23 protein-coding genes are annotated in these 23796 nt (G+C 73.3%); 10 read left to right on the top strand and 13 right to left on the bottom strand.

What is annotated here, in order from left to right; all coding sequences use genetic code 11:
* Nucleotides 1-95: 95 nt before the first annotated feature.
* Entirely contained in the window at nt 96-1046 is a 951-nt protein-coding gene (locus ACFSBI_RS12405; RefSeq protein WP_377935375.1) for a helix-turn-helix transcriptional regulator, read from the bottom strand.
* Between the two features lie 80 nt (nt 1047-1126).
* On the opposite strand from ACFSBI_RS12405, the gene ACFSBI_RS12400 reads away from it, so the two are divergent.
* The gene (locus ACFSBI_RS12400; protein WP_377935373.1) at nt 1127-1498 is read left to right on the top strand and encodes a VOC family protein; all 372 of its coding nucleotides are present in this window, start codon (nt 1127-1129) and stop codon (nt 1496-1498) included.
* A gap of 167 nt (nt 1499-1665) precedes the next feature.
* Here ACFSBI_RS12400 and ACFSBI_RS12395 read toward each other — a convergent pair whose 3' ends face one another.
* Nucleotides 1666-2634, bottom strand: coding sequence for an NADPH:quinone reductase (locus ACFSBI_RS12395; RefSeq protein WP_377935372.1), 969 nt, complete (start codon nt 2632-2634; stop codon nt 1666-1668).
* Between the two features lie 124 nt (nt 2635-2758).
* On the opposite strand from ACFSBI_RS12395, the gene ACFSBI_RS12390 reads away from it, so the two are divergent.
* The gene (locus ACFSBI_RS12390; RefSeq protein WP_377935370.1) at nt 2759-5407 is read left to right on the top strand and encodes a helix-turn-helix transcriptional regulator; all 2649 of its coding nucleotides are present in this window, start codon (nt 2759-2761) and stop codon (nt 5405-5407) included.
* Between the two features lie 104 nt (nt 5408-5511).
* Here the strand turns inward: ACFSBI_RS12390 and ACFSBI_RS12385 are convergent, their stop codons facing one another.
* From ACFSBI_RS12385 to ACFSBI_RS12370, 4 genes are all read right to left on the bottom strand, one after another.
* Entirely contained in the window at nt 5512-6162 is a 651-nt protein-coding gene (locus ACFSBI_RS12385; RefSeq protein ID WP_377935368.1) for an NADPH-dependent F420 reductase, read from the bottom strand.
* The gene (locus ACFSBI_RS12380) at nt 6159-7034 is read right to left on the bottom strand and encodes an NADP-dependent oxidoreductase (RefSeq protein WP_377935367.1); all 876 of its coding nucleotides are present in this window, start codon (nt 7032-7034) and stop codon (nt 6159-6161) included. Before ACFSBI_RS12380 ends, ACFSBI_RS12385 begins: the two co-directional genes overlap by 4 nt.
* A gap of 89 nt (nt 7035-7123) precedes the next feature.
* On the bottom strand, nt 7124-7771 hold the full coding sequence (locus ACFSBI_RS12375) for a hypothetical protein (RefSeq protein ID WP_377935366.1): 648 nt from the start codon (nt 7769-7771) through the stop codon (nt 7124-7126).
* Nucleotides 7772-7802: 31 nt separating this feature from the next.
* On the bottom strand, nt 7803-8411 hold the full coding sequence (locus tag ACFSBI_RS12370) for an NADPH-dependent F420 reductase (RefSeq protein ID WP_377935365.1): 609 nt from the start codon (nt 8409-8411) through the stop codon (nt 7803-7805).
* Nucleotides 8412-9155: 744 nt separating this feature from the next.
* Here ACFSBI_RS12370 and ACFSBI_RS12365 point away from each other — a divergent pair.
* Genes ACFSBI_RS12365 through ACFSBI_RS12355 form a run of 3 tightly spaced genes read left to right on the top strand, consistent with a single transcriptional unit; the run spans nt 9156 to nt 13211 of the window.
* Nucleotides 9156-11912 carry a hypothetical protein gene (locus ACFSBI_RS12365; protein WP_465252517.1) on the top strand — a complete coding sequence of 919 codons (2757 nt, stop codon included), beginning with the start codon at nt 9156-9158 and terminating at the stop codon, nt 11910-11912.
* On the top strand, nt 11909-12610 hold the full coding sequence (locus ACFSBI_RS12360) for an ABC transporter ATP-binding protein (RefSeq protein ID WP_377935363.1): 702 nt from the start codon (nt 11909-11911) through the stop codon (nt 12608-12610). Before ACFSBI_RS12365 ends, ACFSBI_RS12360 begins: the two co-directional genes overlap by 4 nt.
* Nucleotides 12600-13211, top strand: a complete 612-nt coding sequence (locus ACFSBI_RS12355) for an ABC transporter ATP-binding protein (RefSeq protein WP_377935361.1) — start codon at nt 12600-12602, stop codon at nt 13209-13211. The genes ACFSBI_RS12360 and ACFSBI_RS12355 overlap by 11 nt, the downstream gene beginning before the upstream one ends.
* A 149-nt stretch (nt 13212-13360) precedes the next feature.
* Here ACFSBI_RS12355 and ACFSBI_RS12350 read toward each other — a convergent pair whose 3' ends face one another.
* Nucleotides 13361-14437, bottom strand: coding sequence for a zinc-binding dehydrogenase (locus ACFSBI_RS12350; protein ID WP_377935359.1), 1077 nt, complete (start codon nt 14435-14437; stop codon nt 13361-13363).
* 84 nt (nt 14438-14521) lie between these two features.
* Here ACFSBI_RS12350 and ACFSBI_RS12345 point away from each other — a divergent pair, with 84 nt between their 5' ends.
* Complete coding sequence (locus ACFSBI_RS12345; RefSeq protein WP_377935357.1) at nt 14522-15298, top strand: helix-turn-helix transcriptional regulator; 777 nt, start codon at nt 14522-14524, stop codon at nt 15296-15298.
* 452 nt (nt 15299-15750) lie between these two features.
* Here the strand turns inward: ACFSBI_RS12345 and ACFSBI_RS12340 are convergent, their stop codons facing one another.
* Nucleotides 15751-16410, bottom strand: a complete 660-nt coding sequence (locus ACFSBI_RS12340) for a TetR/AcrR family transcriptional regulator (protein WP_377935355.1) — start codon at nt 16408-16410, stop codon at nt 15751-15753.
* Nucleotides 16411-16572: 162 nt separating this feature from the next.
* On the opposite strand from ACFSBI_RS12340, the gene ACFSBI_RS12335 reads away from it, so the two are divergent.
* Complete coding sequence (locus ACFSBI_RS12335) at nt 16573-18000, top strand: MFS transporter (protein WP_465252516.1); 1428 nt, start codon at nt 16573-16575, stop codon at nt 17998-18000.
* Nucleotides 18001-18186: 186 nt separating this feature from the next.
* Here ACFSBI_RS12335 and ACFSBI_RS12330 read toward each other — a convergent pair whose 3' ends face one another.
* The 3 genes from ACFSBI_RS12330 to ACFSBI_RS12320 are packed head-to-tail and all read right to left on the bottom strand — an operon-like array spanning nt 18187 to nt 20121.
* Nucleotides 18187-19056, bottom strand: coding sequence for a DsbA family protein (locus ACFSBI_RS12330; protein WP_377935351.1), 870 nt, complete (start codon nt 19054-19056; stop codon nt 18187-18189).
* A 7-nt stretch (nt 19057-19063) separates the two neighbouring features.
* A complete protein-coding gene (locus ACFSBI_RS12325; protein ID WP_377935349.1) occupies nt 19064-19537 on the bottom strand; it encodes a hypothetical protein in 474 nt (157 codons plus the stop codon).
* The gene (locus tag ACFSBI_RS12320; protein ID WP_377935347.1) at nt 19537-20121 is read right to left on the bottom strand and encodes an RNA polymerase sigma factor; all 585 of its coding nucleotides are present in this window, start codon (nt 20119-20121) and stop codon (nt 19537-19539) included. Before ACFSBI_RS12320 ends, ACFSBI_RS12325 begins: the two co-directional genes overlap by 1 nt.
* 486 nt (nt 20122-20607) lie before the next feature.
* On the opposite strand from ACFSBI_RS12320, the gene ACFSBI_RS12315 reads away from it, so the two are divergent.
* Complete coding sequence (locus ACFSBI_RS12315) at nt 20608-20874, top strand: hypothetical protein (protein ID WP_377935345.1); 267 nt, start codon at nt 20608-20610, stop codon at nt 20872-20874.
* 592 nt (nt 20875-21466) lie between these two features.
* On the opposite strand, the gene ACFSBI_RS12310 is transcribed toward ACFSBI_RS12315, so the two are convergent.
* The gene (locus ACFSBI_RS12310) at nt 21467-21835 is read right to left on the bottom strand and encodes a hypothetical protein (RefSeq protein WP_377935343.1); all 369 of its coding nucleotides are present in this window, start codon (nt 21833-21835) and stop codon (nt 21467-21469) included.
* A 180-nt stretch (nt 21836-22015) separates the two neighbouring features.
* Nucleotides 22016-22435 carry a hypothetical protein gene (locus ACFSBI_RS12305; protein ID WP_377935342.1) on the bottom strand — a complete coding sequence of 140 codons (420 nt, stop codon included), beginning with the start codon at nt 22433-22435 and terminating at the stop codon, nt 22016-22018.
* 146 nt (nt 22436-22581) lie between these two features.
* Between ACFSBI_RS12305 and ACFSBI_RS12300 the strand changes: the two genes are divergently transcribed.
* Nucleotides 22582-23268, top strand: coding sequence for a hypothetical protein (locus ACFSBI_RS12300; RefSeq protein ID WP_377935340.1), 687 nt, complete (start codon nt 22582-22584; stop codon nt 23266-23268).
* A gap of 91 nt (nt 23269-23359) precedes the next feature.
* Nucleotides 23360-23776, top strand: a complete 417-nt coding sequence (locus tag ACFSBI_RS12295; protein ID WP_377935338.1) for a hypothetical protein — start codon at nt 23360-23362, stop codon at nt 23774-23776.
* Nucleotides 23777-23796: the final 20 nt, after the last annotated feature.

Below are 23796 nucleotides of genomic sequence, written 5' to 3'. Positions count from 1 at the left end.
ACGGGCCCTGCGCCCGCCGGGCGACGTCGCCCCGCACGTCGGCCGCTGCGCTCGAGCGGCTCTCGCGAGGTCGGACGAGGCCGGAGGGCGCTGCGCTAGAGCCGAGCGAGCGCGCGTCGAGCGAGACCCCGGATCTCGTCCTCCAGCGCTCCGGGCTCGAGGACGCGGAACGGGACGTCCAGCTGCACGAGCACGCCGGCGACCCAGTCGAGACGGGCGGCTTGGAGCTGGAGGAGCAGCCATCCGTCCTCGTGGGCGGGCTCGACCAGCGCGATCGAGGCGGGCAGCAGGCGCCGGACCCGTTCCGCGTCCGTCCGCACCTCCACGCGCACCACGTGCTCCCGTGGAGCCCGCGCGAGGGACCCCAGGACCTCGGCTCTCGGGTCCGCAGTCGGCGGTCGGTCGAACCGGCCCGGCAGCGGTTCGACGCGCTCGAGCCGGTCGAGTCGGAACGTCCGCACGGCATCGGATCGCGAATCGAGCCCGACGAGGTACCAGCGACCGGCGTGCTCGACCACCTCCCAGGGCAGGACGGTCCGCTCGGTCGCCGATGCGCCCCGCCGGTGCACCACGCGAAGAGGTCGGCGCTGCTCAACCGCAGACACCGCCGCGAGCATGACCGACGTGTCGACCTCCGCCGGACGTGGCCCCGCTCCCGTGCTGGGCGTCCTGGAGAGGCTCGACGCGCGGTCCGCGAGCCGGGCGGGGAGGACGCGGGCGATCTTGGCCGCCGCAGTCTCCGCGGCGACGCGGGCCGCCGAGGACGGGCCCTCGCGGGCCGAGACCGCGAGCCCGAGCATGACGGCCAGGGCCTCGTCGTCCGTGAACATCAGCGGCGGCAGGTGCGCGCCGGCAGCGATGCGGAAGCCGCCGTACCGACCGCGCACCGCCTCCACCGGCACGTCGAGCTCGATCAGGTGCTCGACGTAGCGGCGGACCGTGCGCTCATCGACCCCGAGTCGACCCGCGAGATCGCGCGCGGTGCGCACACCGCCGCTCTGCAGGAGCTCGAGCAGCTCGAGCACACGCGCCGTCGGCCGCCCCACCGGCTCATTCTCTTCGAAAGCGGGCCGAATGCGCCCGCTTTTGGTCATAGCTTCGCGGCTGACGAAAGAAGGAGGGAACCGTGCACCTCGCATCGGTCCGCATCATCACCGACGACGTCCCGCGCGCCGCCGCGTTCTACGAACGCCTCCTGGGCATGAGCGCCGAGCGCCCCGTTCCGCAGTTCGCCGTCTTCCGCGCTGCGACGGGCACGCTCGCCATCGGCGCTGCAGAGACGGTGCCCGAACCCGGCTTCGCCGATGCCCACGGCGGGGTGATCGTGGAGTTCCAGGCCGATTCCCCTGCCGCCGTGGACGAGGCGTATCAGGGTCTCGCGACCCGGACGGACTCGCTCGTGCAGCCGCCGACCGACATGCCGTGGGGCAACCGGTCGCTGCTGGTCCGCGATCCCGACGGCAATCTCGTCAACGTCTTCGCTTCCCTCCCACGTTGACCCGCCGCGGCACGATCGCGGTGCGGCGACGCGTCGGACTGCGGCATGGCTCTTCGGTGTCGACGGCCCCGCACGCGCCGGCGTCGCGCGACGTCGCGCGCACGCACCTCCGCGAGACACCGAGCGCCATCAGCGCCTGGTGGAGGAGGTCCCCGGTCAGGCAGGGCTCACGGCGCCGGAGGCGCGAGGAGCACGCGACCGTGTGCCCGCCCTGAATCGACGAGGTCGTGCGCCTCCGCGATCCGATCGAGCGCGAGCACGTCCGCGATCGGCACGTCGAGGGCTCCAGTGCCCGCGGCGGTCGACAGGTCCGTGGCCGCCTGCTGCTTCGCAGCCTCCGGGAAGTCGTCGCTGCCGAGCAGACGGATCACCGTGTTGTTGAACAGGAGCGGCCAGAAGGGCAGGTCCGGTCGGTCCGTCGGACTGGCGAACGCCGCGATCGTCGTGCCGTTCCGGCCGACCGCGGCGTCGAGGTCGATGTTCGCGCCGAACGCGACCTCGATGATCCGGTCGACGCCGTCAGGTGCCAGAGCGCGGATCCGCCCGACCGGGTCCTGGTCGAGCGCCACCGTGCGCTCGTCCAGGTCGCCGCCGTCAGGCGCGGAGCGCACCGTGCCGATGACCGTCGCACCGTTCCAGCCCGCCAGCTGCGCAGCGAGGCTCGAGACCGCGCCGCGCACGCCGTGCACGAGGACGGTCCGTCCCGCCACGGGGCCGTCGGCGAAGACGGCCCGGTGCGCCGTGATCCCGGGGATGCCGAGGCAGGCGGCGAGATCGTCCGAGAGGCCCTCCGGTGTGGGAACGGCCAGCTGCGACGGCAGCACCGTGTACTGGGCCGCGGTGCCGAACGGCCGGTACGACTGGGCTCCGTAGACCCAGACGCGCTCGCCGATGCGCCTCTCCTCCTCGGCGGAGCCCACCCGGTCGATGACTCCCGCGCCGTCGCTGTGCGGCACGATCCGCGGGTACGGCATCGGGAGCCCGAACGTCGCACGGCGCTTCTTGGTGTCCCCGGGGTTGATGCCCGACCGGGTGAGCCGCACCCGCACCTCACCCGGTCCGGGCAGAGGATCGGGCAGCTCGCCCACCTGGAGCACGGTCGAGGGGCCCTGCTCGTCGTACCACGCCGCCAGCACGTGGTGCAGTGTCGCACCGAGCGGCGCAGGGTTCCCCGATGATGCTCGAGCACGCTGAACCGGGCTGTGGTGGCGAGCAGCGATCGCGACGGCGTGGTTGCTCGCAACAACTATCGTCTGGCTGGTGCTGCTGGGCCGGACCCCCGAGTTGACGAGCCTCGCCCGGCTGGCCTCCGGAGTCGCGGTCGGCCGAGGCGGCGCCCGTGTCGTCCGCGGCCCGATCGGATCAGGCCGGACCTCCCTGCTCGATGAACTCGAGCGACGCGCGACGGACCTCGCCGTGCTCCGCCTGCAGGCGCCGACCACCTCGCAGTCGTCCCCGTACGCGGGCCTGCAGCAGCTGCTGCCCCAGCTCCGATGCCCCGAGGGCTCGATCGAAGGCGGGCCGGGGGCCGACCTCCTCATCGAGGTGGCAGGATCCGACCCGGAGCACGCCGAGCGCCCGGCGCGTCCGGACGCGGTGGGCGCAGCGCTGCTCGCAGCCCTCGATCGCCGAGCCCGTGACCGCCCCGTCCTCGTGCTCGCGGACGACGCGGACACCTTCGACGACGAGACGATGCTCGCACTGCGCTTCGTCGCCGGCCGGGCGTCCGCCCGTGCGATCGGTGTCGTCTTCACCACCACGCTGCAGCTGCGCGTCCTCGAGCAGATCGGCGAGCTGGAGCTGACACCGCTCTCCCCTGCGGACTCGTCCTCGCTGCTGGAGGAGCACCGTCCCGGCACATCAGCGGCGGAACGCGACGTGCTCGCAAGGACGGCGAACGGCAACCCGCTCGCGTTGCTCACGGTGCCCGTCCCGCGGACGCCGGAGAGCGGGCTGCATCCGATCGAGATCGGGGGCGCGCTTCGCGCAGCGTTCGCCCGTCGCGTGCCGCTCCTCCGACCGGAGGTGCGTGCGGCGCTCGCCGTGCTCACGCTCGTGCCCGACCTTCCGCTGCACCAGCTCGAAGCCGTCACTGCGCACCTCGGGCAGGACGTGCTGCCGCGGGTCGTACTCGGTGCGGCCGGCTGGGTCCGCATCGAGGCGGGGCGAGCAGGCCTGCCCGACGCGATCACGCGAGCCGCGCTCGTGGACGTGCTGCCCGCCGCTGTGCGTCGGGAGGCGGCGGACGCGCTGCTGGCGACGCTGAGCCGTGGGGACGACCTCAGAGCACGCGTCCTCGCCGCGGTGTCGACGGCTCCGGACGCCGCCGTGGCGGAGGAGATCGCTCGAGCGGCGAGGAGGATCGGCAGCCGGCGGGGGCCCGCCGAGAGCATCCCGCTCTGGTCGGCGGCGGCGCGCCTCTCCCCCGATGCCCGCTCGGCGAGCGCGCGGCTCGTGGCAGCCGGTGTCGACGAGTGGACGCGTGGATCCATGGGTGCAGCTCGTGAGCTGCACCGGCGGGGCCGCCTGGCCTCCCCCGATGCCGTCGTCGACGAGCTCGGCGCGCTGCTGGAGCTCACGGGAGGCGATTGCTCGACGGCGGCGAGGCTCGTCGCACGAGCCGCGCCGGGGCGCAGCGAGCCCGAGCTGCTCGCGGCCGCGGCGATGTGGATCACCGCGGCCTGGCGGGCGGGATCGTTCGATCCGCTCGCGATGCCCGACGACCAGGTGCTGCTGCAGTCCCTGGCCGGGCCCATGCGAGCGGCCGTTCGGCGGGTGCTGGAGGCGTGGCGGTTCGCGGGCGCCGACGCGGCGGACCAGCAGGAGCTGTGGCGCATCCCGCCCGCGGCCCTGGCCGCGGCGACGGGGGTGCAGGACGAGGCGCTGCGGCGGTACCGAGCCTTCGTCGAGGAGTCCCGTGCGCGAGGCGCGTCGACGCTGGTCAGCACGGCGCTCGCCGAGCAGTCGTTCCTCGAGGCGTTGAGCGGCCGACTGCCCCGGGCTGCGGCGGCGGCCGCGGAAGCCGCCGACCTCGCGACAGCGTCCGATGCGCCGGTCGTGCTCGCGCACGCGCTGCTCGCGCAGACCTGGATCGCCGCGCTCCGGGGCGACCGGACCGAGACGGAGCGGCTCGCTGAGCACGTCGGGGCGCTCGCGCGGGCTTCCGGCAACCGGGTCGCGCTCGGTCTGGTGCGATGGCATCGCGGTGCCGCCGCCCTGTTCACCGGGGCGACGGAGGCAGCAGTGGATCTCCTCGCACCCCTCCGCGACCCCCGGAGCGAGTCCCACCACCCGACCGCCGCGCTGCTCGCGGCGGTCGACCTCGGCGAGGCCGCCGTGCGCATCGGCGACATCGCGCTCGCGCAGCAGCAGCAGGCCCTCCTGCACCACGCGGCCACCTCCACGGGGTCGACGTGGTCCGGCGCGAGCGCGCGGTTCATCGGGGCGATGATCGCCGACGGGGACGCGGTCGAGTCCGAGCTGCACGGGGTCCGGGCGGACCTGATCGGCGAACGCGGTCCGTTCCTCCGCGCCCGCGTCGAGCTGGTGCTCGGCGAGTGGCTGCGACGGGCCCGCCGCCGCGAGGACTCGCGCGCGTTCCTCGCCAACGCCGCGGACGAGTTCGACGCCCTGGGCGCGCCGACACTCGCGGCCCGAGCGCGCGAAGCCCTCGCGATGACCACGGGTGCGCACCGCACGGGGAGCCCGGGCGAGGAGGAGGTGCTCACCGCTCAGGAGGCGCGGATCGCCGCCCTCGCGGCGGACGGCGCGTCGAACAAGTCGATCGCGGCCGCCCTCTTCATCAGCCCGAGGACCGTCGGGCACCACCTGTCCGTCGTCTACCGCAAGCTCTCCGTGGCGTCCCGGTCCGACCTCGCCGGAGTGCTCGCGCCGTCGGCGGAGGCCTGACGGCTCGCGCTCGGTGTCGGCACGGTCTCGAGGTCGTCGACGCCCGCTGCGCGACAGGAGCAGCGCGGTCGACGGGGCGGCCCGCAGGAGGTCGGTGACCCCGATCAGCGTCCGCTGCGCCTGCGGTCGGCGCGCGCGACGGCGACCTGCAGCTGCTCGAGGTCCAGGTGCGCGATGAACGCCGGCTGCCCCCGATCGATGCGCCACGCCTCGTCCAGCCCGCCCAGGTCGAGCGCGTCGAACCCGATCGCGTCGTACAGCGCGGCGACGGCGGCACCGGCGCTCGAGTCGTCACCCGCGAACGCGAGCGCGCGCCGGTGCGGAGTGCCCGCCGGCGACCCGTCCGTCGTGAGCTCGGCGGAGGAGATGTGGCTGAAGGCCCGGACCACCCTCGATCGCGGCAGCACGGCTTGCAGGATGCCCGGCACCGTCGTCCGCTGCTCGTCGATGGCGAGGACCGGTCCCTCGCGGTCCCGGTTGTAGTTGCTGGTCACCGCGACGACCTTCCCCGCGAGGGCGTCGGCCGGCAGGGCGGAGAACGCGCGCATCGGCACCGCGACCACGACCAGGTCCGCCCGCGCCGCGGCCTCGGGCACGGTCGCGGCGGTCGCGCGGGGGGCCAGCTCGGACACCAGGCCTCCGAGCGTCCCGACACCGCCGGCGTTGCTGAGGACGACGTCGTAGCCCGCGACGGCCACGGCGCGGGCGATCTGCGCGCCGACGTGGCCGGTGCCGATCATGCCGATGGTGCTCACGCGTGCTCCTCCGGTTCCGTTGGCGGTTCGACGGCGAGCGCGAGCTTGCCGCCCGGATGGTGACCCATCAGCCTCGCGAGCGCCTCCGGTGCCCGCGAGAACGGATAGATCTCGCTCACCGGGACGCGCAGGTCCCCGGAGGCGGCGAGACCGATCACCCGGCCTCGGACTCCGGCGCGGAACGGCGCGGAGCGAGGATTGCGCGCGCCCACGGCGGTGAACCCCGCTCGTGCTGCTCGAGCGAACGCGGCGGTCGTCGCGATCCGGGCGCGGTCGGCGACGAGGGCGATCGAGACGTCGATCGCCTCGTCGGTGCCGACGGTGTCGATCGCCGCCGTGATCCCCTCCGGAGCGAGCTGGCGGACCCGGGACTCGAGGCCGTCGCCGTAGGCGACCGGCTGCGCGCCGGCCGCTCGGACTGCGGCGAAGTGCTGCTCGCTCGCGGTGCCGATCACCCGAGCGCCGACCAGCGCCGCCTGCTGCGCGACGCTGGTCCCGACGGCCCCGGACGCGCCGTGGATCAGCACGGTGTCGCCCGGTCCGACGCCGGTGACGTCGACCAGCTCGGCGGCCGTCGACCCGGCCACGATCAGGTTCGCCGCCTCGGCCATGCTCAAGCGCTCGGGCTTGGCGAAGACGTCCGCGGCGCTCACGACCACGTGGGTCGCGTACCCACCCGAAATCTGCGCAGCGATCACCTCGTCGCCGACGGCCCCGCTTCCGGTCGCGATGGACGTACCCGACCCCAGCGCCGCGATGGTGCCGGCGACCTCGAAGCCGAGTGCGAGCGGCAGCAGGCGCGGGTCCTGGCCCGGTGCGATGTGCTTGTAGTCGGCGGGGTTCATGCCGACGGCAGCGACGGCGACCAGCACCTCGCCGCTCCTCGGCTCCGGTACCGCGCAGGGCTCGAGGCGCAGTGCCTCCGGTCCTCCGAAGGAGGCCGCGATCCAGCGTTCGGCCATCACTGCTCCGTCTCTCCCGACGACTGCGGGGGCCCGTCCTGCCGGGTGGACGAGCGGATGAAGGGGTCGATACGGCGGTGCTCGTAGGTGAGGCCGCTCGCCACGGAGGCGAGTCCGACGACGATCCCGATACCCACGGCCACCGCGGCCGGACCGTGGAGGGCGACCGCGACGACGAGGGCGGCGATGGCGCCGCCGAGCACGCCGTTGACCAGGACGATGAGGCTCGCCATCGTGAACAGCAGCGACCAGAACCCGTACACGGAGCCGCGCTGCCCGGTCCCCGGAGCGTCGGCCTCGAAGAACCACGATCCCGTCGGGTGCAGGCGGGCCCAGTGCGTCCGGATCCGCTGCGCCCGCCGGAGCGCGACGAGGTTCTCCACGCTGGTGTCGACGAGACGGACCGCGGTGAAGCATCCGAGCAGGAACACGGTCGGCAGCACCGTGAACGCGAGCGGCGCGAACGCTCCCCGGGCGGCGCTCGCGAACCCGATCGCGACGAGCCCGCTGGAGAGCGACGACAGGTAGAGCGCCGACCGCGACCCGCTCTCGCTGATCGTCGCGCCCGACACGGACTGCAGGATGAACTGCTCGTTCGCCAGCGCACTCGTGAACGCGGGCGGCAGCGCGTCGGTCGTCTCGTCCATGTCGTCCACGTCTCCGGCTGATCCGCGTGCGCTACTTCTGGCTGATCCGCAGGTTGAAGAAGGGACTCTTCAGCACGCCGATGGCGAGGAAGAACAGCACGATGTAGTGCTCCGGTCCACGCGCGGTCTGCACCCCGCCGAGGTCGAGGATGCCGTCGTCCGTCCAGCCCAGGTCGTGCAGGAGTCCGACCACCTGCTGCTTCGCGTCGGCGTCGTCGCCCGAGACGAACAGCGTCCCGGGGCCGGCGAGCGACGGATCCGCCTGCACCTCGATCGCTGCGGTGTTCAGCGACTTCACGACGTGCACGTCGGGCAGCGCCGCCTGCAGGTGCTCGGCGAGGCTCGAGTTCGGGTAGACGAGCTCCCCCGTCGCACTGACCGCGTTCGTCACGTCGAGCAGCGTCTTGCCGGCCATCGCCGACACGTCGAGCGCCGTGATCGCCTCGAGCGCGGCCGCGCCCGTGATCGCGTTCACGATCACGTCACCGAAGGCGAGGACGTCCTTGAGGAGCCCGACCTCCAGCCCCGAGTCGGCCGCGCTCGGCGTTCGTCCTCCGAGCAGGACCTCGTGCCCGGCCTGCTGCCATGCGCCGCCGAGCACGTGCGCCACCTTGCCCGTGCCGAGAATTCCGATCTTCATGTGGACCTCCTGGTCGTCGAGTCGTCGGACCGGTGTCGAAGATCCCTCGACCCGGTCGCACGCAGTGCGCTGCGCCTCGGCGCGACGCTATGAGGCGCAGCGCACGGGCCGCATCCGTCAGCGGATCGGTCAAGCGTCCGTCGACTCGGCGGGAGGTCGAGCGACACCGCCCCGCCGAGCGGGCTGGGCGCTCGCCGTCCGGCCTGCACCGAGCTCGTGCCCGCAGGTCGGTGCAGCGAGTCGGGCCGCTCGGCAGGTCCGCCGAACGCCGGCGCTCGGTCCGGGCGACCGATCCGTGACCGATTCGCCAGCAGCGATCGCTGTGTAGCGTCACGGAAGTCGGGCGTAGCGAACCCGGGGAGGAGAGCGGTGAGCGGTCCCACCGGTCTCGAGCCGAGATGTCCGACGAGCAGGTCCGCGAGACGACCGCGGTCACCCGGAAGAACACGGGCGGCGCGCCAGCCGACGTTCGGGATGGCGGTGCGCGGTCTGCGATGGCGTCTGCCGCTCGTGGTGATGGTGTTCGTGGCGGCGGTGGTGCCGGTGGGGGCCGCGGCGTTGGGTCCGTTGTACGGGCGGGCGGCAGCGGAGTCGACGTTGCGGGATGTGCTGGTGCAGGCGCCGGTGGCGTCGTCGGGGTTGACGTTGTCGGCGTCACAGGGGTCGACAGAGGAGCTCTCGGCCTCGCAGGCGGAGCGCTCCCTGACCGCGGCACCGCCGGGCCTCGTGGGATTCCGCGCACCGGTGACGCAGATGTTCCAGCACGCCTTCATGACGATGCCGGACGGAGAGGTGGTGGACTCGGCGCTGGTATGGCGGAGCGGCGCGTGCGGGCAGCTCCGGCTCACCGCGGGGCGCTGCGCGACCGGGCGCGGCGAGGCGATGCTGTCGGCGCGCGCAGCCGGTCCGTACCGGGTCCGTCTCGGCAGCGAGCTGGCGCTGGGTGCGGGGCGGATGGTCCGGGTGGTGGGCGTGTACCTGCCGCGCGACGCGTCAGCGACGTACTGGTTCGACCGGGACTACTTCCAGTCCGCGCCGGCGCTCCAGGGGCCGGCCCGGATCCCCGCGGTCTTCGTGGCGAGGAGCACCTTCCGCTCGGTGCCACCCGATGCGCTGGTGCGGGCATCGGTGGACTACCCGCTGGATCCGAGCCGGATCCGCCTCGCCGACGTGCGGCGGGTGGAGGCGCAGGTGGCGGCGGTGCGGACGCGGTTCACCTCGGGCGAGGTGTTCCAGGTCGGGACGGACCTGTCGGCGGTGCTGCGGCAGGCGGCCGCGCAGCGGCGCAGTGTGGAGATCGGCGCCGCGGCGGTGACGGGGCAGCTGGTGCTGCTGGGCTGGCTGGTGCTGTTCGTCGTGACGGCGGACGCCGTCGAGGCGCGCGGCGCGGAGCTCGCGGCGGCGAAGCTGCGCGGCTTCTCCCGCGCAGCGCTGTGGCGCTTCGGGTTGACCGAGCCGCTGCTGCTGATCGGCGTCGCGCTGCCCACGGGCATCGTTCTGGCATCCGGCGGCGCAGCGCTCTTCGCGGCGCTGGCACTGGCTCCGGACACACCGGTCGCGGTCCCGGTCGGATCGGTGGTGGCGGCGATCGGTGCGGCGGCGGGCGGTCTGGTCGCCGCGGCGGCGGCGGCGCGACGTGTGCTGCTGCGTCCGGTGCTGGAGCAGTGGCGAAGGACCGGCGACCCCGCTCCCGCGGGCGCCCGCCTGCTGGCGCTCGAGGTGGTCGTCGCGGTCGTGGCGGTCGCAGGGCTCGTCCTGCTGCGGTCGGTGCCGGACGTGCCCGGCGGACTGCTGGTCGCACCGGCGCTGCTGGTGCTGGCGGTGGCGCTACTGGGTGCCCGGCTCGTCCCGCGGGCGGCCGGACTCCTGGTCGCGCCGACGCGGGCGACGCGACGCATCGGGCTGTTCCTGGCGTCCCGACAGGTCGCCCGTCGTCCGGCGGGCCTCCGGTTGATCGCGCTGCTGACCGCGGCGGTCGGACTGGCCTGCTTCGGGGTGGCGGGCGAGGACGTCGCGGCGGGGAACCGTGCCGCGCGGGCGGAGGCGGAGCTCGGCGCCGCGACGGTCGTCTCGGTGCCCTTCGACCAGACCGCCGACCCCGTCGCGGTGACCCGACGGGTCGACCCCGATGGCCGGTGGGCCGCCGCGGCGGCGACCTGGCTGCCCTACGGCGGCGCGAGCCTGCGCGGCACGCTGCTGGCGGTCGACGCCGACCGGCTCGCATCGGTGGCGACGGCGGCGCGCGACCTGCCGAGTCCCGCCCGGCTCGCCTCGCTGCTGCGCGCGGGCACCGTGCCGGCCCTACGGGTCGTCGGTACCCGGCTGCAGGCGCGGATCACGACGGACGCGCTCGGGCGCGCCGGCGGCGCGCAGGTCGCCTTCGACCTGACCGACAGCAGTGGCAGGTCCCTGCAGGTCACGAGCGGTCCGCTGCGCCTCGGCGTGCACGACTACACCGCGACGATGCCCTGCACCGACGGGTGCGGATTCACCGGCATCACCTGGGCCCGCCCCGGCGTCGAGGACGGCGTCTTCAGCGGCGACGTCACCCTCACCGGAATCGCCGCGGGCAGCCCGGACGCGCTGCGGCAGTTGCCGGCCCGCACCACCCAGGCCCGTGCCTGGCGGGCCGCGATCACCACCGGTGGCGCGGTCGACCGCGTGCGGGTGACCGCCGCAGGTGTCCAGGACCGCTTCAGCGCCGACGACGGCGCCTCCAGCGCGATCGCCTACCGCTCGACCGCCGTGCCCCTCCCGGTCGTCGCCGCACCAGCAGCGGTCGTCAGCGGCATCGCCGCCGCGGACCGCAGGATCGAGGACGACACGGGCGCCGCCGCCGCGATCCGCATCGTGGACACCCGGGCGCTGCTGCCCGTCGTCCTGGACCAGGGCGCTGTCGCCGATCTGACCAGCATCCGCCAGCAGGTGCCCGACTTCGACGAGGACGCCGACTGGCAGGTCTGGCTCTCCCCCTCGGCACCCGCCGATGCCGTCCGGCGTCTCGAAGCCGCCGGCCTCACCGTCCAGCACGTCGAGACCGCAACGGATCGTGTCGCCCGGCTGGCCCGGGAGGCCCCCGCGCTGTCCCTGCTCCTGCTGCTGGTCGCCGCGTTCATCGGCGCGCTGCTGGCCATGGCCGCCACCGCGGTGGCGATCGCGGCCTCGGCCCGCCGCCGCTCCTACGAAGCCGCCGCCCTCGCCGTGATCCGGGTCCCCCGCCCCGCCCTGCACCGCGCCGCCGTGCTCGAGCAGCTGCTGCTGCTGGGCGCCGCGGTCGTGCTCGGCCTGCCCGCCGGCCTCGCCGCCGCCCTGGTCGTGCTCCCCGTCCTGCCCGAGTTCGCCACCCCCACCCCGATCCCGCTGCACTACCTCCCCGCGCCGCCATCGCTGCTGGCCTTCACCGCGCTGTTCGTCGTCCTCGTCACCGTGACCGCCTTCCTCGCCGCCACCCAGGTCCTGCGCGCCGCCCGCCCGTCCCGCCTCCGCGAGGACGCAGGATGAGCCGCGCCGCCGCGGAGTCGATCACCGTCGCCTGGCTGTCCCACCGCTACCCGGGCCAGGCGGTCGACGCCCTCACGGACATCGACCTGCACGTCCCCGCCGGCACCACCGCCGCGATCGTCGGTCCCTCCGGCTCCGGCAAATCGACCCTGCTCACCCTCATCGCCGGCCTGCACCGGCCGACCCGCGGCACCATCCACCTCGGCGACACCGACCTCACCACCCAGACCGAGACCCGCCTGCTGCAGATCCGCGCCACCCGGCTCGCCGTCGTCACCCAGGACCCCTTCCGCACCCTGCTGCCCTACGCCACCTGCCTCGAGAACCTCCACTTCGCTGCCCGAGCACCCCGCAGCCACGGCAGGGCGGCCCTCCCCGACCCGCACGAGCTGCTCCACGACCTCGGCCTCGACCTCGTCGCCGGCAGCCCCGCCGCGCGCCTGTCCGGCGGAGAGCGGCAACGACTCGCCCTCGCCGCGGGACTCGCCACCGGCCCCACCGTCCTCCTCTGCGACGAGCCCACCAGCCAGCTCGACGCCGCGAACCGGCACCGCACCACCGCCCTGCTCCAGCAGATCGCCACCGAGCGCCACGTCACCGTGGTCGCCGTCACCCACGACCACGACCTCGCCGCCGCCTGCACCACCGCGATCACCCTCGACCACGGCCACCTCCAAGGCACCCGCCATGACCGCTGACACCACGATCCGCATCGACGGCGTCGGCTACCGCCGCGACGGCCGCACCATCCTCGAGCACGTCACCGCCGTCATCCCGCCCGGTATCACCGCCGTCACCGGCCCTTCCGGCTCCGGCAAATCGACCCTCCTGGCCCTCGTCGCCGGCCTCGACACCCCCGACACCGGCACCGTCCACAACCCCTACCCGCCCGCGCAGACCGGCCTCGTCCTCCAGGCCTACGGCCTCGTCGGGCTCCTCACCGCCGCCGAGAACATCGAGATCGCACTGCAAGCGCACCCCGGCTCCACCCGCTCGAAGATCCGCGCCCGCGCCGCCGCCGCCCTCGACGACGTCCACCTCACCGCCTCCGCCGACCACCTCGTCGAGACCCTCTCCGGCGGGCAGCAACAACGCGTCGCCATCGCCCGCGCCCTCGCCACCCGCCCCCGCCTCCTCATCGCTGACGAGACCACCGCAGCACTCGACCACGACACCGCCGACCACATCACGGGCCTCATCAGCCGCGTCGCACAGCAGGGCGGCACCGTCCTCCTCGCCACCCACGACCGGGCACTCGCCAGCCGCGCCGACCACCAGATCGACCTCCAACCCACGTGACGCCCCAGGCTCGCAGCGCGCTCGTGCAGTAACTCCTTCCCGACTCCCGCTGCGTTTCGGGCAGAGCCCATCCGTGAGGTCTCAGGTCCCTGATGGTGCGAGACGCTGCCCGGCGGTAGGACACGGCCGCTCGGGTCGCGGCCGGTCGATCATGGGAGGAGGGCCACGAAGCCGAGCCCGTGAGTCTTCTCCGCTCGGGCGAGCACGGCTTCGGGGTCGTCGAGCCGTGCCGTCTCGACCTCGAGGGCGCTGAGGTCGAGCACGCCTGCGGCGATCTGTCGCCAGACGGCGAAGGCGATCTCGTTGCTCGCCATCCACGAGCCCCGCAGCGTGATGCGCCGGTGCATCAGCTCGTCGTACGGGATGGGCAGGACCTGACGCACCCCGCCGAGGAGCACCATGGTGCCGTCCAGCCGGAGTGCGTCGAACGCGGCCATGGTGAGGTCCGCGCTCGGCGCCGGGCCGAGCGCGTCGACCGCGACGTCGGCCTCCCCGCCCAGTGCCGCGACGATCGCGGCGGCGTCGGCGGTGCGGTCGCCGACGGAGCGCACCGGACGGACCCGCGGGTCGAGGGCCGCGAGGCGCTCGAGGCTCTTCTGGTCGCGGCCGACCGCGGCGATCGCGCCGACGCCGCGGGCGAGAGCGAGCAGCACCGCCGCTCCGCCGAGCTGGCCGCTGGCCCCCGTGATGACCAGGCGATCGCCGGCGGTGAGGTCGCTCCGCTCCACGGCGCCGGCCGCGACGCTCAGCCAGGGCAGGAACGCGAGCCGCGCGACGTCCGGGTACCGCTCAGCACCCGGCAGCGCGACCAGCGTGGACGCGGGCATCAGCGTCCGCTCCGCGAACGTGCCCGTCCGCCAGACCCGGCGCATCGAGTCCGTCGTCGAGGTGCGAGCGCCGCGCCCGCCGATGCCCGTCCAGCCGAGCAGCACCTCCTCCGGCTCTGCGATGCGCCCGGACTGGAGGAACCCGGTGCAGAGCGCGATGTCGCCGGGGCGCACGGAGTGCACGTCGTCCGCGACGTGCACGACGCGACCGATCCCCCCGATGCCCAGCACGGTCGGCGTCGCGATCCCGCCACGCCCGCCGATCGTGAGCACCCGCGTGTAGGCCGGCACCTGCACGGCGAGCATCCGCAGCACCGCCGCACCGCTGCGCACCTCCGGGTCCGGCACCTCCTCCAGGCGCAGCGCCGTGTCGGTCGAGTCGAGGGTCCACGCCTTCATCCCCCCAGCATCAGCAGTAGTCAGCCTGGTATCCAGATCCCGCTCATGCTGGTATCGAGTGCAGCAGGAAGGATCCTGGATCCGATGGTGGCGACCTCCGAGCGTCGGCGCGAGCTCGGCGCGTTCCTGCGCGCCCGACGGGAGCGGACCAGCCCGTCGGACGTCGGGCTACCGGGTTCCGGACGCCGGCGCACGCCGGGGCTGCGACGGGAAGAGCTCGCGACCCTCGCCGGGATCAGCACCACCTGGTACACGTTCCTGGAGCAGGGGCGGGACGTGCAGCCGTCCCGCCAGGTGCTCATATCGATCGCCGCCGCGCTGCGGCTGCAGGACACCGAACGCGCGCACCTGCTCGCGATCGCCGCGGAGGACGGTCCGCCGCTCGAGGACGTCGAGCACCTCGCTCCCGAGGTCGCCGCCGTCCCGGCGCTCGTCGCGCCGAACCCGGCCTACGTCACCGGCAGCAGCTACGACCTGCTGGCCTGGAACGCGGAGGCCGCGGCGCTGTTCCGGGGCGCCACCGACCTCGCCCGCCCCAACCTGGCCAGGTGGATCTTCACATCCCCGACCGCACGCGACGTCCTGCCGGACTGGACCGATGTCGCACAAGGAGTCCTCGCCCGACTCCGCGCCAACGCAGGGCGGCACCCCGGCTCGCCGCGCTTCCGCCTCCTCGAGCACGAGCTCCGCTCGCAGAGCCCCCAGGCCGACGCCTGGTGGCCCCGCTACGACATCGCCACCAGCCGCTCCGGCGTCAAGCGCGTGCGCGACCGCGAAGGAGCAGTGCACCCGATGACCTTCGCGTCATTCCAGGTCACCGACCAGCCCGAGCAGGTCCTCACCATCTACCGCCGGGTCTGACGCACAGGACCAGCCGACGATGAAGAGCGAGCCGCGCGAAGGAGCAGAAGGGCCTCTCGCTCCCCTGCTCGCGAGACGTCGGTCCGCAGCGGCCGGGCTCCTGGGTTGCAGTGATGTCGCGAAAGCTCGTACTCGTGCCTGCGGCGAGATCGTCCGTCGCTCGTCGACAGCGGAGCCGACCCGGTCGACCACGCCCGCGCCGTCGCCGTGCGGCACGATCCGCGGATACGGCATGGGCAGCCCGAACGTCGCTCGCCGCTTCTTCGTGTCGCCGGGATCGATGCCCGACCGGGTGATCCTCGCCGGGGCCCGGGGACGGATCGGGCAGCTCCCCCACCTGCAGCACGGATGAAGGGCCCTGCCCGTCGCACCGCGCGGCCAACACGTCTGCAGTGTCCCAGCCGACGACCTCGCCCTCGCACCGATGCCCGCCATCGCGCGTGCCGGCAGGGTCAGGAGGGGTGCGGCAGCAGGTTCCCCAGCACCGCGCGCAGCGGCTCGCTCAGCTGCTCCTTCGTCGCCGACGCGAGCGGCTCGAGGTCCGATGAGGTGCGCATGACCACGATGCCGAATCCCATCGCCATGGCGATCTGCGCACGCAGGAGCAGCGGGGCGGTGGAGGGGTCCTCGGGGCGCCATCCCGCGATGGTCGCCATGCGTTCCGTGTAGGTCTGCATCGTCCGCCGCCGGATCGCGTCGGCGCGATCGTCGCCGGAAGCCCGCAGGAGCAGCAGCAGCTGGAGCGGCTTGTCGGCGGCGGTGGGCGTGGTGATCTGCTCGACCATCGTCCGGACCAGCTCGTCCAGCGTCGGCGTGCGCACCTCCGCGTCGTCGAGCTCCTGAACCGTGCGGGTGAGGCAGGCCTCGAAGAGGCCCTCCTTCGAGGTGAAGTAGCGATTGATGAGCGCGACGTTGACCCCGGCGTCCGCGGCGATGTCCCGGCTCGTCGTCGCGCTGTACCCCTGGTGCGCGAATCGTCGGCGTGCCGCCTCCAGCAGCAGCCGGCGGGTGTTCGCGGCATCGCGGGACCTGCCCGCCTCCGCGGCGGCGCGGTTCATTCCCGCGTCCACCGCGACCGGGGGCTCCACCTCATCGTGCGTCCCGAGTGCCATGACTTCCTCCGGACGACACCGTAGCCGGAGCGCCGCGCGCAAGTGAACCCGCGTTGACATGCTGAGGACCGAGCCGTAGCGTCTAGTCAACGCTCGTTTACATGCAGACGGAGAGACATGACGCAGACCACTCGCCCCGCTTCCGCGGATGTCGAGCAGGCGGTGACGCATCGCCCCAACAGCACCTTGATCGTCATCTACCTCTCCCTCGGCGGCCTCTCGTTCGCGGTCCTCCAATCGCTGGTCGCTCCGGCGCTCGCGACCATCGGCAGGGACCTCGACGCGACCACGAGCGCCGTGAGCTGGGTGCTGACCGCCTACCTCCTGTCGGCCGCCGTGCTGACGCCGATCCTCGCCCGCCTCGGCGACATGGTCGGCAAGCGCCGGATCCTGATCGTCGTGCTCGCGCTGCTGCTCGTCGGCACGGTCCTCGCCGCACTCGCGCCGAACCTCGGCGTGCTCATCGCCGCCCGCGCCATCCAGGGAGCCGCGGGAGCCGTCCTGCCGCTCTCCATCGGCATCGTGCGCGACGAGCTGCCCCGGGAGCAGGTCAGCGTGACCATCGGCCTGCTGTCCGCGATCTTCGGCATCGGGGCGGGCGTGGGCATCGTCGCAGCCGGACCGATCGTGCAGAGCCTCTCCTGGCACTGGCTCTTCTGGCTGCCCGCGATCCTCGTGGTCGTCGCGCTGCTCGGCGTGGTCCTCGGGATGCCCGAGTCGCCGGTGCGCAAGCCCGGACGGCTCGACCTCGTCGGCACCGGGGTCCTCGCCGTGTCGCTCGTCTCGCTGCTGCTGGCCATCAGCGAGGGCGAGACCTGGGGGTGGGGCGACGTCCGGACCGTCGGTCTGCTGATCCTCGGCGCCGTCACGCTGGTCGTGTTCGTCCTCGTGGAGCTGCGCGTGCAGTCCCCGCTGATCGACGTCCGGCTGTTCCGGATCCGCGGCGTCTGGACCGCGCACGTCGTCGCGCTGATCTTCGGCTTCGTGATGTTCGGCACCTTCGTGCTCGTCCCGACGCTGCTGCAGCTGCCCGCGATCACCGGGTACGGGTTCGGGGAGTCCGTCTCCTCCGCCGGCCTGCTGCTGCTGCCGACGGTCGTCGCGATGGTCGTCGCGGCGCCGATCGCGGGCATGCTCGTGCGCAGGGTCGGCCCGAAGCCGCCGATGCTCATCGGCGGCGTCTCCGTCGTGCTCGCGTTCGCGCTGCCCGCGATCGCGCACGGCGAGCTGTGGCAGATCGTGGTCTCCGGACTCCTCACCGGTGTCGGGATCGGCATGGCGCTGGCGGCCTGCTCCAACGCCATCATCGAGAGCGTTCCCGCCACGCAGACCGGCGAGGCGATCAGCGCCAACACCGTCGTCCGCACCATCGGCAGCAGCATCGGCACCGCCGTCATCGCCGCCCTGATCACGGCGAACGCGACCCCGCAGGGCCTTCCGCTCGACAAGGCCTTCACCATCGGCTTCTGGGCGTGCGCCGGCGTCGGCGTCGTCGCGATCCTCGGGGCGATCGCGGCCCCGTCGCTGCTGAAGCGTCGAGAAGCCGCGCACCGGCTGGGCATCCAGGACATCGACGAGCTCGCGGTCTGACCGCATCCGGAGGGACGTGCCGAACCTGTTCGGCGCGCCCCTCCGCCTCCGTCCGAGCGCGCCGTCGGCGGAGCTCTCCGCGCCTCGCTCCCCCGACCGCAGGACGTCTCACCGTCCTGCTCGCGTGAAGCGGCTCACCTCCGTGGGGCCGTGCATCTCGACGATGCGCGACGCGTGGGCATCGCGTCAGCCGGTGCTGCCGGCGGTGCCGGTGACGAAGGCGCCGAAGTCGGTGGTGCCGTCGTAGTAGTGGCCGTCGACCAGCACGGTGGGAGTGGACGGGCCCTGCCACGTGGTCGGGAAGTCGACTGCGGCGAGCGGTCCGCGGTTGTGGGTGAAGTCGCGGGTGCGGGCCGCGATCCACCCGGTGAAGCGGCGGTCGTGCACCGCTCGGCGGATCTCGGGCAGATGGCCGGCGCCGACCTGCTGCGCGATCTGGACCAGGCGGTCGTCACCGAGTCCTGCGCCGCCCTCCGCGGGTTGCACGCCCGGCCGGAAGAGCGCGGCGTGGAAGGCGCGGTAGGCGTCCGGCGACCAGTTCGCGACGGCTGCGGCCGCGTTGGCCGCGCGGGTGGAGTAGTCGTCGCCGGGCGCGAACCGGTTGTCGAGGATCGCGACCGGGAAGTACTGCACCACCGCGGCGCCGCTGCGGACGAGCTGCTCGATCTGCGCGGCGTTGGTCTGCTCGAAGCGCTGGCAGGCCGGGCAGCCGAAGTCCTCCCACTCCTGGATCAGGACCTTGCCCTCGAAGGAGGTCCTCGATCCCGCAGAGGTGGTCGACGTCGCGGCCGGTCCACGCACCGCCTGCAGGTCCGGTCCACTGATCGTGATGCCACCGTCGGGCATGTGCTGCGGGATCGCGGTCACCGGCGGCTGCGCCTTCGTGAGGACGAGCGTGATCACGACCACCACCGCGATCAGGACCGCACCGATCGAGGCCTGCAGCGCGATCCGCCTGCGCCGGTCGCGGCGCTGCTGCGCCTCCCGCTGCTGCTGCGCCTTCGTCCGCGCGAGCTCGCGCCGTCGGGCGTTCGAGGGGCGGCGGCCTCCGGTCATCGTCGGCTCACGCGATCGAGGTCAGCCCGAGGCGGTGGCAGACCTGGCCGGATGTCTCGGACCGGTCGTCGATCGGGAAGACGGCGATCGCGCCGCCGACCAGACGGCACATCGCGGCCGAGATCGCCTCCGTCCCGCCATCGCTGCCGGTCGCGTCGCCCGAGCGCCAGACGTCGTCGCAGAGCCGGCGCTGCTGCGCGGCCGTGAGCGCGCTCGGCGACGCCCCCGCCGGGAGGCGCACGGTGTCGTGCGGCGCGGTCAGGTCGGCCGCCGTGTAGCAGGTCACCCGGGCTGCGACCACACCGGGCACCGCACCGCCGACCCCGTTGACGAGGCCCAGGCCGAGGATCAGCGCTGCAGCGCCGACCGCACCAGCGCGGTGGATCCGCTGCCTCCGCTGCACCCGCTGCAGCAGCCGTGACCGCCCTGCGGCCAGACGCAGATCGACCTCGACGTCGAGGTCCCTCTTCCGATCGGCCATCAGCAGCCTCCTTTTGACGTCTCAGCCGCAGTCCGCAGCCCCGCCCGCACCCGCGCCCGAGCGCGCTGCAACCGCTTCCCCACCGTCGCCACCGACACCTCGAGCCGCTCCGCCGCCTCGGCGTAGGACAGGCCGTCCACCAGGACCGCCTCCACCACCGCGCGGTCCGTCTCCGACAGGCCGCTGAGCACCTCCTGCAACCCGGACGGATCGGAGGACGCGGCAGCCCTGTCATGGACCGCCAGATCCAGGGGCACCACGCGCGACTCCCGTCGCACCCGACGACGCCGTGCCGCCAGCGCCTCGAAGCGTGCCGCGTTCAACAGCCACGGCAGGACCGATCCGTTCACCGCCACCACGCTCGAACGCTTTCGCCATGCGAGCAGGAACGTCTCCTGCACCACCTCGTCGGCCTCGTCACCGAGGCCGATCAGCGACACCGCGAACCGCATGACGGTCCTCGCGTGCCGGTCGTAGAGCACCCCGAGACCGGCCGGGCCCTCCAGCAGCAGCTGCGCGTCCGCGCACCGCACCAGATCGACCCTCACACCAAGAAGCGTCCCGCAGCAGCCGATTCCTGACATCTCCCGGGAACCATCTCCGCGCGCTGCTCGCCGAGGTCGCACTCCCCTGCCTGGAGACGGCCGCCTCCCCTGCGCAGGAGACTGCTTGCTCGTCCGCTCGGCAGCCGCGTCAGGCCCTGCGCCCGACGGGGTGCGTCACACCCCACCAAAGGGCGAGCACTGCGGCAGCGATCAGGAGCACGCCGAGGGCCAGCGCGAGGAGGCGCCGGCGGCGCTCCGCTCGACGAACTTCATCGGCGGGTGCGGGGCCGGGTGAGCGCGACGGCATGAGGCACCGTCTCAGACTCGGCCGCGGCTCGCACGCGGGACCTCGAGCGCCCGCTCGCGAGTCGCCGTCTCTTCCAGCCCGACAGCGCTCGGTGGAGCAGGAAGCAGACGGCCGGTTCGGTTCAGCTGCCGTCTTCCTGCCCCACTGGTGCGACTTCTCCTGTCGCATCCGAGCGATCACACCTCGCGGTGGAGCCGAAGTCGACTTACGCTCAGCCGATGGCAGCAGACGACGAGCAGTGGACCGACGAGCTCGTGCTGCGCGACCTCCCCGGCAAGCTCGCGGTTCTGGTCTTCACCATCGCGACGCTCGCACTCGTGTGGGAGGTCTGGGGCGTGCTCTTCAACTTCGGCTCGTTCCCCAAGCCGCTCGCAGCGCTCGAGCCCAGCGACCTCATCGGCGTCGGCATGTTCACGACCGGCTGGCTCGTGATCCTCGTCGGCCTGCTGGTGCTGCGCCACCGACGCCACAGCTCCACGAGCTGACCCCAGCTGTTCGGAAGCAGTCGAAGGCGCTCACTCAGCGGCCCGACCGCCCGCGCCCGTCTCCTGCAGGTGAGAAGTCGGCGACGCGTGCCGAAGAAGCCGTCTTCAGCGGGTTGCCCGTGGACAGCGGGCTCGGTAGGCGCCCACCTGTCGCAAGCGCGCGGTGAGGACGCGCCGCTTCAGAAACGGAGCTCCTGGTCCGAGGGCGGGAGCAGTGGCGCGTTCGCCTTCGCACTTCCGACCGAGAGCACCGCGAGGAAGACCATCAGAGCGCGCACCCCCATCCGCACCACGACTCGAAGCGCGCGAAGCATGCTGCACGGTAGATCCGCAGGAGGCCCGGGCACAACGCGGTCGCGCCCGTCTCGAGGCCCTGCTCGCAGGGCCTCTCAGTCCTGCGAAGGCGGGACGGTCGCCATGAGGCGATGGTTGAGGAACGGAGCAGTGCAGGCATGCCGCCCGAGTCCGGGCGGCGCGCGCGCTGGGCTGCAGCGTCGGCTGCGTCACCGGCTGCGAGTCCTCGCGGAGGCCGTGCGTGCACGGGTCGGGCGGACTCGGTCAAGCCGTCCAGGGCGCGGTCGCGATGGCCGAGTCAGCGCGGGAACGAGTAGTCGAGGAGCTTGGGCTGTGCATCGGTGCCGGTGACGACGCAGTACACCGAGCCACCGCTCGTCCCGGCCTTCTCCCCGCGTGCACCGCCGACCTGCACGTGCCAGCCGTGCCGCTCGCGCCACACGTCCGACTTCCGGTAGCGGTGCCGGAAGGATGCGACGGAGGTGCCGGCCTCGGCGTTCTGAGCGGTCCACTTCCACATCGCCGCCTGGCAGGCCTGATACGCCACGTACCGGCCCACCGGCTTCTGCGCGGTCGATGTCGAGGCCGCTTGCGCGGTCCCGGCGGAGGCGTCCGCCCCGATCGCCACCAGCGCGGCGACGGCGAGGTGAACGGGACGAATCCGCATGTGCTCTCCCCCAAGGGCTCCGGGCCTCACGGGCCTCCGGCCCGGCACATCCCGATGGCGCGAGTGTGACAGCGCACAGGACGGCCGTCGGTCACGGCACACCGCGCGAGATCCCCCACCTCAGGGGGCGTGGCCGCGTGCCGCAGACGCTCGTGACGACGGTCGAGGGAGGAGGCCATGTCATCCCGCCGCGGAGACGCTGCCTCCTCGGCCGTCCCAGCCGCCTGCCGCTGCCGCCGCGGCGAGGCGCTCGTGCTCGGCGTCGTCGCCTCTGCGCAACCCGTACGGCGCCAGCTCGACCAGCGTCACGCCCGCGACCTCCTCCCCGCGCGCGCTCGAGATGGCAGTGGTCAGGATCTCCTCGTCGAGGAAGACGGCCAGCATGCGCGCCGAGTCGACCGCGTCGTCGGGCGGCCTGTAGAGCCACGGTTTCAGAACGGGCGCGGACGGGAGCGGCAGCACGAGCGACCAGAGCCGGAGGTCCGACCTCGTCGCGAAGCGCAGCTCGAGCGTCCCGACGTCGCTCGGTCGGACGTCACGCACCGTGAACGCGTCCGTGTCGAGCGCTCGCAGCGCCCGGACGAAGTCCTCGTCACGCACCTCACCAGTGTCGTCCCGGTCCCTGGCCAAGAAGGTGTTCTTCCGAGGTGACCTCGGCTGTGATGCCTCGGGGCGTCGGAGCAGTGCGCACGGTCCCGCGCGTGCCGCCGTCTACCTGCGGACGTCCGGCTCGCTACCGTGCCCGCATGACCGCGGTGCGAAGCCCGTCCAGCCGGCGCCGGACGTCGCTCGAATGGACGGTCCGAGCAGCCTGGCTCCTCGCCTTCCTCGCTGCTGCGCTCAGTCTGGTCGGCGTGCTCGTCGCCGCCGGGGCCGCGATCGGGCCGCTGACGTCGGAGCCGCTGACGGTCTCCATCGCGACGGCGGAACCGCTGCACGCCGTCGGCCAGAACACCTACGGCGGCACTCCCTACGTCGCCGACGACGCCACCATCACCGCGACCCGGATCACCGCCCAGGTCAGCGATCTCGCCGTCGCGACCCGGGTCGGCCTCGCCTTCGGGCCCCTCGCCTGGGCTCTCACCGGGGCGGGCGTCGCCTGCAGCCTCGCCTTCGCCTTCGCGCGCCTCCTCAGGACCCGGGCCGCCCCTCGCAGGGCTGCCCGCTCCATCGTGATCGCGGCGCTCGTCACGGCGATCGGCACCTCGGCCGGGCAGATCCTCGACGGGATCGCGCAGACCGGCCTGCAGCACGTGATGTGGCACGGGCCCACCGGGGTGAACGCGCTCGGCTCCGGCGGCGACTTCACCTTCCAGCTCGGCTGGCTCTTCATCGCGATCGGCGGCGTGGCGATCGCTGCAGTCATCGCCCGTCAGGAAGGCGACGCGAGCCCGACCGCCTCGGAGTGGCGCTCCCCTCCGTCAGCAGGGTGAGCGACATGACGCCGAGTAGCAACCCGGTCGCGGATGCGCTCCGCCACCTCATCGCCGAGGGCTCCATGACGGAGACGGCGCAGCACTCTGCGTGGACTCGGTGGCCGAAGGGGTCGCGACGGCGAGGAAGGTCGGGTGGGGTCCCTTCATCAGCTGCACCGATGTGGCGCTGATCGACCCGGCGATCAGCGCCACGGGCTACGCCGTGACTACTGGGAGGTGCGACCGCACCCGTCGAGTGCGCCTGAGCGCGTCGTTCGAGCAGACGTGGTCGGCGGCGGGCCGTTCAGCCAGCACGAGACGCTCGGACGAAGGGCCAGCGACGCAGACAGTCACGCAGTACAACAGCGGAGCGCCTGCCCACCTCGCCGGCGCTGCCTTCCCCGCGACCCTGTTCGACCCCTCGTGCACGATCGACGGCCGGCTGCACGTACGACCGCACGCCTCGTTCGGCAGCGAGGACTTCTCCTACCGTGCCCGGTTCACGCTCGAGCCCGACGCTCGATGACGAGAGCGACCTGCTCCCCC

It is taken from the genome of Amnibacterium endophyticum (assembly GCF_042680685.1).
GTDB classification, from domain to species: Bacteria; Actinomycetota; Actinomycetes; order Actinomycetales; family Microbacteriaceae; genus Amnibacterium; species Amnibacterium endophyticum.
The sequence above is the reverse complement of the archived record's forward strand: the minus strand, read 5'-3'. Positions and strand labels throughout refer to the sequence as shown.

Coding starts and splice junctions, on each gene's coding strand:
- ACFSBI_RS12375 (WP_377935366.1), bottom strand. CDS start 7,771: ATGGACGAGACGACCGACGCGCTGCCGCCCGCGTTCACGAGTGCGCTG.
- ACFSBI_RS12325 (WP_377935349.1), bottom strand. CDS start 19,537: ATGGCCGATCGGAAGAGGGACCTCGACGTCGAGGTCGATCTGCGTCTG.
- ACFSBI_RS12300 (WP_377935340.1), top strand. CDS start 22,582: ATGACCGCGGTGCGAAGCCCGTCCAGCCGGCGCCGGACGTCGCTCGAA.
- ACFSBI_RS12340 (WP_377935355.1), bottom strand. CDS start 16,410: ATGGCACTCGGGACGCACGATGAGGTGGAGCCCCCGGTCGCGGTGGAC.
- ACFSBI_RS12320 (WP_377935347.1), bottom strand. CDS start 20,121: ATGTCAGGAATCGGCTGCTGCGGGACGCTTCTTGGTGTGAGGGTCGAT.
- ACFSBI_RS12370 (WP_377935365.1), bottom strand. CDS start 8,411: ATGAAGATCGGAATTCTCGGCACGGGCAAGGTGGCGCACGTGCTCGGC.
- ACFSBI_RS12350 (WP_377935359.1), bottom strand. CDS start 14,437: ATGAAGGCGTGGACCCTCGACTCGACCGACACGGCGCTGCGCCTGGAG.
- ACFSBI_RS12345 (WP_377935357.1), top strand. CDS start 14,522: ATGGTGGCGACCTCCGAGCGTCGGCGCGAGCTCGGCGCGTTCCTGCGC.
- ACFSBI_RS12330 (WP_377935351.1), bottom strand. CDS start 19,056: ATGACCGGAGGCCGCCGCCCCTCGAACGCCCGACGGCGCGAGCTCGCG.
- ACFSBI_RS12360 (WP_377935363.1), top strand. CDS start 11,909: ATGAGCCGCGCCGCCGCGGAGTCGATCACCGTCGCCTGGCTGTCCCAC.
- ACFSBI_RS12355 (WP_377935361.1), top strand. CDS start 12,600: ATGACCGCTGACACCACGATCCGCATCGACGGCGTCGGCTACCGCCGC.
- ACFSBI_RS12315 (WP_377935345.1), top strand. CDS start 20,608: ATGGCAGCAGACGACGAGCAGTGGACCGACGAGCTCGTGCTGCGCGAC.
- ACFSBI_RS12310 (WP_377935343.1), bottom strand. CDS start 21,835: ATGCGGATTCGTCCCGTTCACCTCGCCGTCGCCGCGCTGGTGGCGATC.